Source organism: Sulfurimonas sp. (genome assembly GCF_028713515.1).
In the GTDB taxonomy this organism is placed as follows: domain Bacteria; phylum Campylobacterota; class Campylobacteria; order Campylobacterales; family Sulfurimonadaceae; genus Sulfurimonas.
Genome location: NZ_JAQTOD010000001.1, coordinates 517,627 through 533,574, shown reverse-complemented (window position 1 = coordinate 533,574; position 15,948 = coordinate 517,627). Strand labels below are relative to the sequence as shown.

The 15,948-nt window shown below is 33.3% G+C and carries 16 protein-coding genes; 2 read left to right on the top strand and 14 right to left on the bottom strand.

Translation table 11 applies throughout. The features are described 5' to 3' along the window. The first annotated feature begins 8 nt into the window (after nt 1-8). Both cysE and PHV22_RS02695 read left to right on the top strand, forming a co-directional pair. Complete coding sequence (gene cysE, locus PHV22_RS02700; protein WP_295023221.1) at nt 9-710, top strand: serine O-acetyltransferase; 702 nt, start codon at nt 9-11, stop codon at nt 708-710. A gap of 69 nt (nt 711-779) precedes the next feature. Beyond that, a complete protein-coding gene (locus PHV22_RS02695; RefSeq protein ID WP_295023222.1) occupies nt 780-1,961 on the top strand; it encodes a pyridoxal phosphate-dependent aminotransferase in 1,182 nt (393 codons plus the stop codon). A 52-nt stretch (nt 1,962-2,013) separates the two neighbouring features. On the opposite strand, the gene PHV22_RS02690 is transcribed toward PHV22_RS02695, so the two are convergent. The 14 genes from PHV22_RS02690 to PHV22_RS02625 all read right to left on the bottom strand — a co-directional run bounded on the left by PHV22_RS02690 (nt 2,014) and on the right by PHV22_RS02625 (nt 15,769). After that, complete coding sequence (locus PHV22_RS02690; protein ID WP_295023223.1) at nt 2,014-3,045, bottom strand: DUF475 domain-containing protein; 1,032 nt, start codon at nt 3,043-3,045, stop codon at nt 2,014-2,016. A gap of 45 nt (nt 3,046-3,090) precedes the next feature. Continuing rightward, the gene (gene mrdA, locus PHV22_RS02685; RefSeq protein WP_295023224.1) at nt 3,091-4,881 is read right to left on the bottom strand and encodes a penicillin-binding protein 2; all 1,791 of its coding nucleotides are present in this window, start codon (nt 4,879-4,881) and stop codon (nt 3,091-3,093) included. Between the two features lie 415 nt (nt 4,882-5,296). Then, nucleotides 5,297-5,713: an N-acetyltransferase gene (locus PHV22_RS02680; protein WP_295023255.1), complete on the bottom strand. Its 417-nt coding sequence runs from the start codon at nt 5,711-5,713 to the stop codon at nt 5,297-5,299. 34 nt (nt 5,714-5,747) lie between these two features. Continuing rightward, entirely contained in the window at nt 5,748-6,365 is a 618-nt protein-coding gene (gene yihA / locus PHV22_RS02675) for a ribosome biogenesis GTP-binding protein YihA/YsxC (RefSeq protein ID WP_295023225.1), read from the bottom strand. Next, complete coding sequence (gene lptA, locus PHV22_RS02670; protein WP_295023226.1) at nt 6,362-6,856, bottom strand: lipopolysaccharide transport periplasmic protein LptA; 495 nt, start codon at nt 6,854-6,856, stop codon at nt 6,362-6,364. The genes yihA and lptA overlap by 4 nt, the downstream gene beginning before the upstream one ends. Beyond that, nucleotides 6,853-7,374: an LPS export ABC transporter periplasmic protein LptC gene (lptC, locus tag PHV22_RS02665; protein WP_295023228.1), complete on the bottom strand. Its 522-nt coding sequence runs from the start codon at nt 7,372-7,374 to the stop codon at nt 6,853-6,855. The genes lptA and lptC overlap by 4 nt, the downstream gene beginning before the upstream one ends. Continuing rightward, a complete protein-coding gene (locus tag PHV22_RS02660) occupies nt 7,375-7,869 on the bottom strand; it encodes an HAD family hydrolase (RefSeq protein WP_295023229.1) in 495 nt (164 codons plus the stop codon). It abuts the gene before it with no gap. Next, a complete protein-coding gene (hisB, locus tag PHV22_RS02655; RefSeq protein ID WP_299945612.1) occupies nt 7,866-8,438 on the bottom strand; it encodes an imidazoleglycerol-phosphate dehydratase HisB in 573 nt (190 codons plus the stop codon). Before hisB ends, PHV22_RS02660 begins: the two co-directional genes overlap by 4 nt. A gap of 3 nt (nt 8,439-8,441) precedes the next feature. Further along, complete coding sequence (locus PHV22_RS02650) at nt 8,442-9,251, bottom strand: septal ring lytic transglycosylase RlpA family protein (protein WP_299945609.1); 810 nt, start codon at nt 9,249-9,251, stop codon at nt 8,442-8,444. Next, entirely contained in the window at nt 9,244-10,470 is a 1,227-nt protein-coding gene (locus PHV22_RS02645) for a lytic transglycosylase domain-containing protein (protein WP_295023234.1), read from the bottom strand. Before PHV22_RS02645 ends, PHV22_RS02650 begins: the two co-directional genes overlap by 8 nt. Before the next feature lie 113 nt (nt 10,471-10,583). Then, a complete protein-coding gene (locus tag PHV22_RS02640; RefSeq protein WP_295023257.1) occupies nt 10,584-11,360 on the bottom strand; it encodes a TatD family hydrolase in 777 nt (258 codons plus the stop codon). Then, on the bottom strand, nt 11,350-12,897 hold the full coding sequence (locus tag PHV22_RS02635) for an AAA family ATPase (protein ID WP_299945605.1): 1,548 nt from the start codon (nt 12,895-12,897) through the stop codon (nt 11,350-11,352). The genes PHV22_RS02640 and PHV22_RS02635 overlap by 11 nt, the downstream gene beginning before the upstream one ends. Continuing rightward, on the bottom strand, nt 12,863-13,747 hold the full coding sequence (locus PHV22_RS02630) for an NAD(+)/NADH kinase (RefSeq protein ID WP_295023238.1): 885 nt from the start codon (nt 13,745-13,747) through the stop codon (nt 12,863-12,865). The genes PHV22_RS02635 and PHV22_RS02630 overlap by 35 nt, the downstream gene beginning before the upstream one ends. Before the next feature lie 69 nt (nt 13,748-13,816). Further along, the gene (locus tag PHV22_RS02625) at nt 13,817-15,769 is read right to left on the bottom strand and encodes an EAL domain-containing protein (protein ID WP_299945601.1); all 1,953 of its coding nucleotides are present in this window, start codon (nt 15,767-15,769) and stop codon (nt 13,817-13,819) included. Nucleotides 15,770-15,948: the final 179 nt, after the last annotated feature.

The window sequence follows — 15,948 nt, the reverse complement described above, 5'->3', positions numbered from 1 at the left end:
GGTATACAATGGGACTTTTTGCAGAAATAAGGGAAGATTTTTCAAATGCTTACAAAAATGACCCAGCACTAAACTCTGGATTAGATTTTTTATTTAATTATCCTGGTGTTTGGGCTGTTGCATGGTATAGAATTGCGCACAAGCTATACAAAGCAGATTTTAAGAGTCTAGCTAGAATAATTATGGGACTTAATCAAATTATTACAAATATTGATATCCATCCTGGTGCTGTTATTGGAAAAAGAGTCTTTATAGATCACGGAATTGGCGTTGTTGTTGGTCAAACTGCAATCATAGAAGATGATGTTGTGATATATCAAGGAGTAACTCTTGGCGGAGTCTCCCTTGAACTTGGAAAGAGACACCCTACCATTAAAAAAGGCGCCGTGCTTGGAGCTGGTGCAAAAATACTTGGAAACATAACCATTGGTGAGTATGCTAAAATTGGAGCAAATTCAGTAGTTGTAAAACCAGTGCCCGACTGCTCAACAGCTATTGGAATTCCTGCCCATGTTATAGAAAAAGGTAGATGCAAAGATCCATTTATGCACAATATGCTTCCTGATATAAATAAAGAGATGTTTGAATATCTACTAAGAAGAGTCGCCGTTTTAGAGCATATTCTAATGGAAGATAATAAAAATCTACTAGAAGAAGATTTAGAGTTAGAAAATATTTACGAATCATTCATAAAAGCCATGAAAAATTAAAAAACAACCCTAAAATATTAAAGATTTTTAAGTATAATTCCAATTATTTTTCATATACAAAGGGTTTATATGCTAACAGATCGCGTTAATTCACTATCTGAATCAATCACGATTGCTATTGCAACACTAGCTCAAGAGTTAAAAACTTCTGGCAAAGATATCATTAGCTTTTCTGCAGGTGAGCCTGATTTTGACACCCCACAAGTTATTAAAGATGCAGCCATAGAAGCAATCAATGATGGATTTACAAAATATACACCAGTTGACGGGATTCCTGCACTAAAAAAAGCAATTGCAGACAAGCTTTTCAAAGAAAATGGTCTAATATATGCCCCAAATCAAATAATCACAAATAATGGTGCAAAGCACTCACTTTTTAATCTCTTTGCAGCGGTAATCCAAAAAGGTGATGAAGTTATCATTCCAGCCCCATATTGGGTTACCTATCCAGAGCTTGTTTTGTATCATGGTGGAGTTGTGGTGGAGATTCATACAGATGACAATAACTCATTTAAGATGACTCCAGAACAACTTAAAAATGCAATTACACCAAAAACCAAGATGATAGTTTTAACCTCCCCATCAAATCCAACTGGTTCAGTATATTCAAAAGATGAGCTAATGGCTATTGGAAAAGTTTTAGAGGGGACAGACATATTAGTTGCAAGCGATGAGATGTACGAAAAGCTTATATACGATGGAGAGTTTACTTCATCCGCTTCTGTAAGTCAAGACATGTTCAAGCGAACAATAACCATAAATGGTCTTAGCAAATCAGTTGCTATGACTGGATGGAGATTTGGTTATATGGCAGCTTATAACTCAGATATCATTCAAGCAACAAAAAAACTTCAAAGTCAAAGTACATCAAATATTAACTCAATCACTCAAAAAGCTGCCATTGTTGCCCTAAACGGTTCAGCTGATGCCGATATAGAGATGATGAGAAAAGCGTTTAAAGAGCGAAGAGACGAAGCAGTTAAGCTCATAAACGCTATTGATGGACTTAGTGTCGTAAAGCCAAATGGTGCTTTTTATCTCTTTATAAATATAAAAAAAATTAGCAATGACTCTATGCAATTTTGTAAGGATTTGTTAGAGAGAAAAGGTGTGGCACTAGTTCCTGGGGTTGGTTTTGGAAGTGAAGGATATGTAAGATTTAGTTTTGCAACTGATATAGAAAGTATTCGTAAAGGAATCAAGAGAGTTGAAGAATTTGTAAAAGAGTTAAAAAAACCAACTGCTGCTTAAGCTTGTTTCAAACAGGGTGCCTGTTTTTATAAAATAAGCACTCCTAAAAAATTTAGACTTTATCTCTCCTGTGCCTAATCGACGACCAAATAGAGAGCGCTATAAAGACTAGTCCGATTGTTCCCGTAAATAACTCAGATATATGAAATTTCAAGCTAAGTATCATAATCAATGCTAAAGCGCCAATAGCATAGTGTGCTCCATGCTCCAAATATTTATACTCATCAAGAGTATCTTTTTCTACTAAAAGAATAGTCAAGGATCTCACAAACATTGCTCCAATCCCAAGACCAAGCATAATAACGACTATATCTTTAGTTATTGCTAATGCTCCTATAACACCGTCAAGAGAAAACGATGCATCTAGCACTTCTAGATATAAAAATCCACCTATGCTTCCTTTCTTTACAATATCACCAACAGAAAAATCACTGCTCTTGTCTTTTAAGACAGCGCCAAGGATATCAACTCCAACATAAGTTACCACACCAAGAAGTCCAGCAAGCAGTACGGATAATTTTTGCTCAACCGGCACTAGCATCAAAGACATCAGCAAGGCGATAAGTGCTACAAAAATTGAGATTGAGTTTATCTTTCCAAGCTCCATCAACTTCTTTTCTGCAACTTCTATCCAATGAATATCTTTTTCATCATCAATCAAGAAATTCAAAAAAACAAGAAGCAGAAACATTCCTCCAAAAACAGATATCTCGGCATGATGTGATATTAGTTTGTTTGAATATTCAGCCGGATTATCTATGGCTAAATTCCACACTTCGACAATGCTCAAATCTGCTGTTTGAGACACTATAGCCAGCGGAAAAAGCAATCTCATACCAAACACTGCAATAAACATACCAGCAGTCAGAAAAAGTTTTTTCCAATACTCATCCCAGTTTTTAAGGATAGAAGCATTAACAACGGCATTATCAAAAGAGAGTGATATCTCCATAATACTAAGTATTATTACAATAAATATGACATTAACAACACTTTTTATATCTCCACCTGTCTTAAAACCCCACCATCCTGCAATTAGCAAAGATATAAGTGTAAACACAAAAGTAAATTTAAAATATTTCAAAAACAAATCCTTTATTTATAATAGACAGCATATGCAAAGCAAAAGTTATATTTTTTTTATATAACCTAGCTCCAGAAGCTTGTCATATATATCTGAAACTATCTTTCCAGTAGCTGCGCCACCATGGCCACCATGTTCCATCATTACAGTAACGATATACTGAGGGTTATCATATGGTCCGTATGTTGTAAACCAAGCATGTGAACGAGTGTAATAACTCATGTCATGTTCGAGTGTTCTATTTTTTATATTTTGCAATATTCCAATTACCTGTGCTGTCCCTGTTTTTCCAGCAAGTTGAACTTTCGAGCTCACATAAGCCTTAGCTGTTCCACCAGGTGCATTACAAACCTCATACATTGCTCTTTGTATAAGTGGTAACTTTTCAAGTTCATTGGCATTTAATACGCTTTCATATTGAGGGGCCACCTTTTGAACACCTATAGATTTTGCAAAAAATGGGCGAGGGAGTTTTCCTGTAGCCATCAAAGCGGTATACTGAGCGATTTGCATTGGAGTTGTTAAGAAATTACCCTGCCCTATAGATGTGTTTAGCGTCTCTCCTAGTTGCCATGATTGGTTATATCTTTTTTTCTTCCACTCTCGAGATGGAACAGTACCTAAAAATTCATTTGGCAAATCTACACCAGTTTTTCTACCAAGTCCATATCGCATAAGTCCATCACTCATTTTTTTGATACCCAACTGCAAACTTCCCTTATAAAAAAAATCATCACAGCTTTCTCTGACAGCCTTCACAATTCCAACACCACCATGTCCATGGTCTTTCCAACATCTAAATACTCTGTTGCCAAGAGGAAGTTCACCCGTACAGTAATTTCCAAAATCAGCACCTAGCTCTGGAGATGTGATATACAATAGTCCAAGACCAGTTTTTATAGTAGAGCCAGGAGGGTATAGTCCGTTTACCAGCTTGTTTGTAAACGGTTTTTCCACTGAAGTTGATAATTTATCCCAAATTTCATGAGACACACCAGAAACAAAGGTGTTTAAATCATACTCCGGAAAACTACCAGCAGCTAAAATAGCACCATCTACCCTCATTACAACGACGGCTCCAGATTTACCAACAAACAGAGCTGATATAAAACTTTGCAAATCCATATCAATATTTAAAGTAAGCCTGGTGTCTTCTATTGGCTTAGAGTTTGATATCTCTTCAACTATCTGGTTATTTGCATTTACTTTTATCTCTCTCTCTCCAGCTGAGCCTTGCAGGTAGGAATTATAATATTTTTCCACTCCTGTTTTACCGGTATAACCTATAAGCTCCTGCAGTTTATCTTTAGCTACATCTTCTTTGTTTGCACGAGAAACATATCCAACAACATGTGCTGCAATATCCCCATACGGATATAACCTTTTTGGAGCAATAACTATTTTTACATTTTTATTTAAATTTAAAAAAGAGTATATTGGTAGCATCTGCTCATAGGATACAAAAGGAACAATATCTATAAAACTATGATTGTAAAAAGAGTCAAATTTTGTATATTCATCAATCATCTTTTTTTTATCTAAATTTGGTATAAGTTTTATCAAGCTGTCAATCTCTTCATTGAGTATATATAAATTTTTTTTAAGAGCCAAATGTGGTGCCAGTTGTATTTTAAATCCAAGCTCATTTATTGCTATAGGCTTGTCATTTATATCTATAATTTCACCTCTGACTGGTGCAATTTGCTCTATTTTTATACTATTGTCATTTGAGAGTTTTTCATAATAACTGTTTGACTCAACAGAGAGAAAAAAAACTCTTGCAAGTATAGACAACCATACAGACGCAAAAACAAAAAGGATAAATTTAATTTTCAAATTATGCTCACAATAAAAAAGTCAATAATCATATAGTAAACAACATAATAGTTAAGACCAGGCAAAGGTAACATAAAAATATTTGATAAAATATAGTGAAAAACAAAAAAGCCAATATAAATAAACAGAACCATTAGGCCTCTGGTGCACGAGGCGCAGCTGATAACTTTTACTATATTTGGCATTATGTACCTATAAATTATTAAAAAATAGATAATTGTGCTAAAGAGCACATAACCATTTTCTGCCTCAAAGATAAGCAGACATATAGAAATCAAGGCTAAACTTAAGCTGTCGTTTTTTTTAAGTGCAATAGTAAAAAAAACAAATATCACAGCAAGAAAATGCGGCAAAAACTGGTAAACACCACTTAATGCACTATATATCATAAATAAAATGACATATACGAATGAAGTTAGATAGTTTTTATTAATGATACTTCGTTGCATATTGGGAAATGTTTACATTTAATACAGTCAGCCCATATTTTATGTTCAGGAATAGACTCTTTTGGGATTTCAACAAATCCAAGTTTTTCAAAAAAAGATTGTCTATATGTAAGTGTGAGAACTTTTTGGATATTAAAAAATCTAGCCTCATCCAGTGCTTTTGATATTAGATTTGCGCCTACACCTTGGCTTCTATAACTCTCCTTAACTATAAGTGATCTTATCTCCGCCAGTGATGCGGCATGTATATGAAGCGCACAAAATCCAACAAGCTCATCACCATTTTTCGCTAAAATATATGATCTAATGTTTGTTGCGATTTCATCAGAACTTCTAACTAAAATAACACCAGACTCAACCTCTGGCTGAACTAGACTTTGCATATCTTCGATATCTGATAGCTTAGCTTTTATAAACTCAATCTTCACTATCTTTCTCCTTTAGTATCTCATATATAGTTTGTACAACTTTTTGTAAACCTTTCTTTTTGGAGCTTGAAACAACAAGAGCATTGGGAAATTCTCTCCTTAGCGCGTTCTGCTCTTTTTGATTTAATTTATCAATTTTTGTAAAAATCTGAACAATAACTTGATTCTCTTTTATGTTGTTTAGTAAAAAACTAGAAACATCTGTGTCTATCTCTAGATTTGGATGTCTGCAATCCACTAAATGTATAAAGATTTTTATCTGCTCTCTTTTTGATATATAATCAGTTAGATTTCTCTCCCAATCATACTTCATAGATTTCGCTACTTTTGCATAACCAAATCCAGGCAAATCAACAAACTTTGCAAAACTTTTTTCCGAAGTTTCTCTATCTATAAATGTAACATCAAAATAGTTTATAAGCCTTGTTTTTCCTGGTGTAGATGAGACTTTGGCAAGGTTTTTATGGTTTACTAGAGCATTTAAAAGTGAGCTTTTGCCAACATTAGATCTCGCCATAAAAGCAACTTCATTATATTCGGATGCTTCTGGGGCACCAGCTATCGTAGCTGCTGATGTTGCAAATTTTGCGTCAACTATATCAATCATTTTTCTTTATTACTCTTCTTTTTCTTCTCTTTTTCTTCAGGCATATCAAAAATCATAACAACTGGCTCGTCTTTAACACTATTTGCATATGCTTTTCCTTCAATAGTTTTTAAAACTACTTCGTCACCAATTATCTCTTTTCTCTCATTTATCTGCTTTAGATGAACGCTCTGATAAAAATAGTACTCTTTCACCTCTGGAATATATACAACTTTTTGTGCTTTTCCTACATACAAGGCTTTTTCTTCCGTTAAAACACTAAATGATGCATTACCTTCTGCAATATACTTTATTGGCTTTTGTTCTGCATCTGTATAGATAGTAACTCTTGAAGCATTGAGCTCATCATTCCCCTTAATTACATTTACTGTGCCTTCAAATATAGAAATACCTTTTTTCTGATCCGCGTTAAAAGATTTTGATTTTACTCTTAGTTCTTCCGAAAATAGTGCTGTTGCCATAAAAATTGTCAGTATTACTATTTTTTTCATTTTTTACTCTCCTTAAGTTGAAATATTGCAGAAATATCTTTTGCAGATACACTATTTAATTGATTGTTGTATTTCAACTCTCTACCAACAACACTATTTTTAGCTCTATGAATTAAATAATCCCCATCCGCTCGCGCAATTGTTGTTATCTTGTCGTAAACGGCTTTTTGAGTCTCAAAAGTTAAGCCATCCTCCCTGAAAAAAACTACATCGCCGTCTAAATAAACAACTTTATCTTTATAAATTCCATTTTTTGCTTTTATATTTATCATATATTTTTTTGAATTATCGGTATAATCTATATTTTCAACCGTATCTCTATCAGCATACTTTGTTGCTTTGTCGCCTTTTATAAAAGTTTTCAGACCGTTGACATTTAACTCATACATCAAAAAATTAGATATATCAAAAACTGGCACATCCACAAATTCTCTCTGCTTAATATAGATTGGCTTAAACATTGCGAATATCGCCAGCAGTATTGAAGCTACAAGCACAAAGAAAATATTTATATTCATCTATAGCCATACAGATAGAAATTCATCTTTTTGATCGTTTTCTCTTACTAACATATCTATCATTTCTCTAGCGGCTCCATTGCCACCATTTCTGGATAAAACAGTATTTACAATCTCTTTTATCTCATCCACTCCATCTTTTGGAGTAAAGCTTCTACCAACAAACTTCAACATCTTATAGTCATTTATATCATCACCAATAGCAGCGATTTCATAAGATTTAAGGTTTAGCTCTTTGGCTAACTCTTTTAGTTTTGTATCTTTATCTTTTATCCCTTGAAATAGATATTTGATACCAAGTTCTTCTGCTCTTATCTCAACTATTTTTGAATTTCTTCCTGTAATTATTGCCACATCGTTGCCCATCTTTATCCAAGTGCTTATGCCAAGGCCATCTTTTACATTAAAAGTTTTGCTCTCAATCGCGTCAGCAGAGTATATAAGTCCACCATCGCTTAAGCAGCCATCAACATCCAAAATAATCAGTTTAATCATAAAACATCTTTTGTGCTTGGAATTCCAACTCTGTCATTTTTTTGAGTTGCGCGGCGAATTGCTACAGCTAACGACTTAAATGCAGCCTCTATGATATGGTGTTTATTTTTACCTCTAAGAGCAACTATATGAGCACTTATCTTGGCATTTAAAACAAATGCTTTAAAAAACTCTTCAACCAATTCTGTATCAAATGCTCCGACTTTTCCAGAAAGATTAACCTCATAAACTAAATATGGACGATTACTTAAGTCCAAATCACAACTAACACATGCCTCATCCATTACTATATTTGCACTACCAAATCTTTCCATACCATTTACGGGATATATGGATTGGGCCAAGAGGGAGCCAAGAACTATACCTACATCCTCTACGCTATGGTGATCATCTATATAGGTGTCGCCTTTGCAAACGATATCTAAATCAATCAAAGAGTGTTTTGAAAAACTCTCAAGCATATGATCTAAAAAACCAACACCTGTGTCAATCTTGCTAACACCAGTACCACTTAATAAAAGCGAGATTGTTATATCTGTCTCTTTAGTTTTTCTGCTTTTAGTAATCATCTCTTAATCCTCTCTTGTGATAAATGCGTGTTTAAAGTTCCCAAGCGCTATATAATCTCTAGCCTCAGCTTCGCTTTTAAACCCTTTTAACCAAACCTTATACATTCTATCGCTGTTTGTTTGTATATCTTTTATGATAGTTTTATATCCATCAGTATTGTTATACTTTTGCTGCGTTGTAATAGCACCTTCAATCTTAGAGAAAGAACCAATCTGGATAGCAAACTCATCAAGCGATTGCGCTCTAGGAGAGCCCTCTAGCTCCTTATCTGTAGGGATTTTTCTATCTTTAGCATCAAAACCAAGCACCTCTATTGCAACAGGAGCAGTGCCAGCTGCGATTAAATCAATTTTTTTTGCCGCACTGTTTGATAGGTCTATAATTCTTGTTTCAACAAAAGGTCCTCTATCATTAATTCTAACGACAGCGCTAAGCCCATTGTTTTTATTTGTAACTTTTACAATAGTATTCATGGGTAGCGTTTTGTGAGCCGCCGTCATATCATACATATTATAAGTTTCCCCATTTGAGGTTGTTTTACCGTGAAAATCTGGACCGTACCAACTTGCATTTCCATTAAATTCATCACCAACATTTACAACTGTTGGATAATACTTTATACCTCTTATCTCGTATGGTTTCATAGTTGGATGAATGTAATCCTTCTTGTTTATAAAAGATGAATGTGAATCTCTATCTGGTGAGTAAGTTTTTGTTTTTTCATCATTTGTAAATGTTCTTGTTCCCCTAGTGCTACATCCAGCAAAGATAATAATCACAGAAACAATTAAAATAGTAGATATTTTATTCATACAGTCTTATCCTTTCACCAACGGTTACCAAATCATCTTTAAATGCGTTGTGAAGCTTTAGCACTTTGATACTTACCTGATTTTCTCTTGAGATTGATTTTAGCGTATCTCCATTTTTTACCAAATAGTAAAAATTGCTATTTACTTGAACATCTTCTAAGCTGTTATCTATTGGGATTATTAGCTTTTGTTGTTTTTGAACCTTCGCTTCTTTTAGTTTATTAAAATCAACTATAACATTTTGAGAAATGTTATACATTTTACTTATTTTTAAAAGGGTTTCTCCATTTTTAACAATATGAACTTTATATCTATTTTGGATATCTTCTGCAAAATAGCTCTCATTGAATTCAGAGAGTTTAATATATGGAATATGTATACTATAGCCATCTTCATACGGAGGAATAAAGTCGTATTTTAGATGTCTGTTTAATTTTCTTATCTCTTGTATTGGGATTCCGGTTAACTCAGAAACTCTAAAAAGTGACTCGCCAGCTGGTAGTTTTATTGTTGAAGTTGAAGACGCATTCGCACGATTTAGAAGGTATTCATACTTGTTATTTATTAAAAATTGTTCATCATTACCCATTAGTGCAAGTTCAACAATTTTTCTGATGTACATCCTGCTCTCTTTTGGCAGATATTTTTTTTCAGGGTCAAGCAAAACCGACAGCTCATCACTCCCTGCTTCTTGAATAGCTTGAGTAACCCTTCCTCCACCGCAATTATATGCAATTGCGGCTAAATACCACTTCCCAAATCTTTGGTGTAGCTGTGATAAAAATTTTGCGGCCGCTTCTGTTGATTTTATAAAATCTCTTCTCTCATCAACATAATCATCAATTTTTAGTCCGTACTCTCTGCCAGTTTCAGGCATAAATTGCCAAAATCCTGCTGCTTTTTTATTTGAATACGCTCGTGTAGAAAAGTTTGATTCAGCCATGGCTAAAAAAAGAAATTCTGGAGGTAAAGAGTACTCTGCAATAATTTTTTTTATAATTGGGATAAATATATAGGCATCTTCCATGGCTTGGAAGAATTGCTGTTCTTTAGAAATAGAATAACTACTGTTTCTCATTTCATTCATAGTTTGATCATAAAGAAAGGATGCCTCTATGTCGAATGACTCTAGTATGGCAACCTCTTTTGTTGAGTTTGATGTATAAATTAAGTTGGCACTTAGCATAATTGGCAGTAAAATTAATATAAAAAATCTCAATACTAGCCCTTCTTTTAAATTTTTGAAGTAGATTTTACCTAAACCAATATTAAAAGTAGTTAAGCAACAGTAGCGTTAAGCGCCGATATTACACCATAAAATTAAGATAATAATTAAGAAATGCTAAATATTTTAAAAGCGTTTTTTGAAGTAATATCTTTTACTTCGTCAAGTGATATATCTAGCTGTTTCGAAATCTCCTGGGCAATAATTGCCGTATACGATGGCTCATTCCTCTCACCTCTATGTGGCATCGGAGTCAGATAAGGTCCATCTGTCTCTATCAAGAGTCTATCATGAGGAATTTTTGGTAAAACTGCGACTAATTTTTTAGCATTTTTAAATGTTATAACGCCGCCTATACCAAAATAAAAACCCTCTTTTGCCAAACTTAAAAGTTCTTCATCGGCGTTGTAGCAGTGTAAAACTCCACCAACTTCTTTTGCATTATGCTTTATCAGTATCTCTTTTGAGTCTCTTGAAGCATCTCTAATATGCACAATCAGCGGTTTTTTGTATTTTTTTGCCAGTTCAATTTGAAATATAAATAGCTCTTTTTGTTTCTGCTTTTCTATCTCTTTCTCTTCATGTGTTCCCTCAAACCTATAGTAATCAAGCCCACATTCACCAACAGCAACGCATCTCTCATGCTTTATATATTTCTCAAAATCAAAACCATCAAAAGCGCTCATGTCATACGGATGGATACCAACAGCAAAATAGACATCACTGTTTGCCTCCGTTATCTCTATGGCTCGTGCAAGAGTTTTAGGATCTGCTCCAGGGATAACAAATCGCCATACACCAACCTCTCTCGCTCTGTTTAAAACTTCATCTAAATCATCAAAATATCTACTATCATCAAGGTGTATATGAGTGTCAACTATCATTTTTATCACTTGTTTGCATAAGTTCTCTTGCAAAATTTTTAGCTTCGTCAGTTACGCTGGAACCGCTTATGATTCTAGCTATTTCATTAACTCTGGCTTCCAACTTCAACTCACTAACAAGCGATTCTTCGCCATTTTTATATATTAAGAAGTGCTGATCTCCCATAGAAGTGAGCTGTGGTTGATGTGAGATAACAAATATCTGAAAATGTTTTGATAACTGTTTTAGAACTTTTGCAACACTCATCGACTCTTCACCACTTAAATTAGCATCTATCTCATCAAGCATTAAGATACCACCATTTTTACTCATAAACTCTGATTTTAGTGCCAAAATAGCTAATCTTAGTCTGTTAAATTCACCAGTGCTGATCTTTTGCAAATCAGTATTGTTTAACTTGATTATAATTTCATCTCTACCAGATGTGCCAAGTTCGGTTTCTCTGATTTCTACTTGCGCATCTCTTAAGTATAATTCGCTCAGATATCTATTTAAGTTATCTTGAAGTAGCTCCAACTCCGCGTGACGAAGCTCACTTATTTTATTCGACAAATCTTCTGTTTTTCTACCGAGAGTAGCTTCGCTAAGCACTAAATCATCTTTTAAAATTTCTATATTTTCATACTTTTTAAGCTCTAAAATTTTTTGTTCTTTATACTTTAGTGCCTCTTCCACGCTTCCATATCTTTTTTTAATCTCCGCCAACGCCTCGATACGGTTTAAAATCTCTTCTATATCAACTTCATCAAGAGCACTAAATTTTTCCTGCGCGTTTTCTAAAATTGCCCTAACTTCATTCATTGCATCTGAGAAAAAAGAGCTCTCAACACCAAGCGAATCAAACGCCACAAAAACGCTGTGTTCATGCTCAAATATAGAGTTTGCCAAAGATATATTCTGAAGAACTTTTTCTTTCTTTGATAGCTCTTTTTTAATCTCTAAAAGCTCTATATCCTCTGAAATTTTTGGATTTATATCTTCAATCTTTTTTATCTCAAAAATTGCAAATTCTTTAAGCTCAACTATTTTTCTCTGTTCTTCTTCAATTGCAAAAAGTTCTTTTTTAACTCTTTTGTGTTCTAAATAAACAGCAAGATATTCATCTTTTAGATCATAAATAGCGTTATTTTTATCCCAAATTCTGCTATCTATGATTGAGAGTAAATTTTCATTTTCAAAATCACTAAAATCTTTTAGCGATAGATGCCTCAAATAAGTTGAGGCTAGAGTACTCATATCTTTTTTCGAGACACTCTGGTTGTTTATGAAGTATCTAGATTTCTCTTTTTTTATATGTTTAAAAACATTTATATCGCTATTTTCTATACCTACATCCTGAGTATCCAAATCCCATGTAACACTGGATTCACACAATGCTGCATCGCATGAAGCACCACCAAGAGATGAGAGTATTGAGCTCATTAAAATAGATTTACCACTACCGCTCGGACCCGTAAAGACTATAAGTCCAGAGTTTAGATTTAGCTCAATCTCTTTAAAACTAAGATAATCTTTCAGAAAGAATCTTTCTATCATTGCCCCATCCTAATTTTTCTTTTAAAACATCAAAATAGTTAAACTCTTCTTTGTGAATCAGTTTTACAGTTTTTGAAGCTAATTTTATATAAATGCTCTCTCCAAGACCTAGCTCGTGCATATCTTGTCCATCTATGATTATCAGCGCATTCTCTTCTGATGCTCTTAGTTCTATAGCAAATTTACCTGGCAAAACGATTGGTTTTTGGGTAAAAGAGTGTGGACATATAGGCGTTAGCGCAAATACATCCGTCATAGGAAAGAGCACTGGGCCTCCAGCGGAGAGGTTGTATGCCGTTGAGCCTGTTGGAGTGGAGACAATAACACCATCTCCGTAGTAAGTATTAAAGGATTTAGAGTCAATCAGAGTCTCAATATGTATCATATTTGAAACACTCGTTCGAGTTAAAACAACATCGTTAAATGCGTACATCTTTACTTTTTTTGACTCTTTAACAACCGTCACCTCAAGTATCGCTCGCTCGTCAATCCTATATTCACCCTTTAACATTTTTTTAACAAAAGAGTCAAGTTGCTCGATAGACAAATCAGCTAAAAAACCCAGATTCCCTGCATGAATACCAAGGATTGGAATGTTAAACTCAAATGATTTTCTAACAGTTGAGAGCAGTGTTCCATCGCCACCTATTGTGATTAGAAAGTCTGATTCTATGCAGATTTTATCAAAACTCTCTCCAGCAACACCAATCATAAGAGCACTCTCACTCTCAAGTACTACCGAGATATTATGACCAACAAATATAGCTTCTAGCTTTTCATAGTCGTCTCTTAACTCTGGTGTTGATGGTCTTAAAACTACACCAACTTTATTAAATTTTTTACTATTCAAAAAAGACTCTTTTATAATATTTTGTGGATTGTACACATTTATAGATAAAAAATAAAAAAAAACATTTTGTCATATATCTATATCACCAACTAACTCACTTTTTGGCTCCCCAATATAATACCCTTGAGAATAGTCAATACCAAGCTCAACAACTTTATCATGTATCTCTTTAGAGCTAACAAACTCAGCAATTGTTTTAAGATTTTGTTTTCTTGCAAAATCTATAATTATTTTTACAACCTCTTCACTATCCTGATTTATTATAATATTTTTTATCATAGAACCATCTATTTTTATGTAATCTGGATGTAATTTTATTAGATATTCAAAGTTAGAATATCCTGTTCCAAAATCATCGATTGCAATTCTACAAGAGTTGTGTTTAGCTTTTCTTATAAACTCATACACATTGTCTACTCCCTCTAAGCCCTCGCTCTCAACTATCTCATACACAACTCTTGAATTGAATCGTTTATCGCTCATTCTAAAATCAAGAAGTGAATTTATCTCTATATTTGAGATATCTTCCATTGTAATATTGATTGAAAACTCTACATCTACATCCTTGAATTTTTCAAATGTATTTTCAATAACTTTTTTTGTAATTGAGGTATACTGCTTTGATTTTTTTGCAATATCTAAAAACTTATATGGAGAGATGATGGTTCCATCAACATCAACCATTCTAACAAGCGATTCATACTTCTCTATTTTCTTTGTACGATTGTTGTATATTGGCTGATAATAGTTAATAATTCTATCTTCACGCAAAGCATCTTTTACCTTTTTATTCCACACAATATTATTTTTTATCTCATCTTCAATGCCAAGAGTTTTATCGTAAATCAAAAAATTAAGATTTCTTTTTTTAAGTTCTTTGAGAATCATATCGGCACTCTGGATGATGTACTCTTTTGACTCAAAAGAGACTGCAACGCTGAGTTTTATGGAGGCTTTTAAATCCTCAAAACTATATACATAAATATCTGCTTCATGTAAAATTGACTCAACAAGTGATAGAAAATAATTTCTATCTACATCATCAGCCAGCAAAACAAATTTATCGCTAGCATATCTATATATAAATGCTTTTTTATAGACTAAAAGTTTTATATTTTTTCCCAATTCTTTAAGTATATAGTCGCCCATCTCATGACCATAAAAATCATTTATATCCGAAAATCCATCTATATCAAAAATTGCCAAAGATGGATTTTTTCTGTTTTCCAAATCTACTATAAATTTTGCTCTATTATCAAGTCCGGTTAAAGCATCTGTCGATACAGACTTAATAAGCTCTTTTTTATTATCGCGAAGCTCATTTAGCGCCATCTGGATATCATTAGTTTTTATATTTATATCTTTTTCAAGCTCCCTATTGTAATTGTTTAATATTCTGTATGTTACAAAAAGTAAACCTGACAGCAATATGAATGCAATAAAATCAAAAGCTAGACTTATTTTTTTTTGAATATTAAAGAATTCGCCAATATGCTTTGTTGGAATCTTAACGCTTACAACTCCTCTAACATCATTTAGCTTATATCCAAACGCACCACTATACTTTTTTGCTATAAATGCAGGTGCACTATCTCTGCTGGAGTGGCATACTAAACATGACTCTTTAATTTTTAAAACAGATGTATAGAGATAGTAATCTCCATCTCTTTTCTCTATTTTTTTAAATGTCTCTTTTAAGTCTGGATTATTCTTATATTTTTCAATTGCCTCTAACTCAAGAGCATCTGCATTGTTTAACTGGTTTCTTGCATTGTCTGACACCGTTTTAACGCTTATCTTAAAATCATTATTATTTGAAAAATTTTTACCTATTATTGTTGATGAATATGCAGGAAGTACTGGTAATGTTTTATCGTTTAATTCTAATCTGCCATCTACAAAAATAGCTTGATAATAGTGCCTATATTCACTCATATAGGTATTTAATATTTTAGCTTGCTGATATGCGAATCTCTCCTCGTGATTGTCGTATGTTTTTTCGGATATAAAAATTTTAGACACAGCAAAAAGAATATTAATTGTTAAAAAAATAGTTAGTAAATATTTTTTTTGTTTTTTAAGAAAATTTACCAAATCCTGCTTCATCTCTTTGCCTTAAATTACTATTTTTTATATTATTGCTTTCGATTATATCGCCATTAACTTAATAATTAACTTATTTTTAATTAGAACAAAAAGAA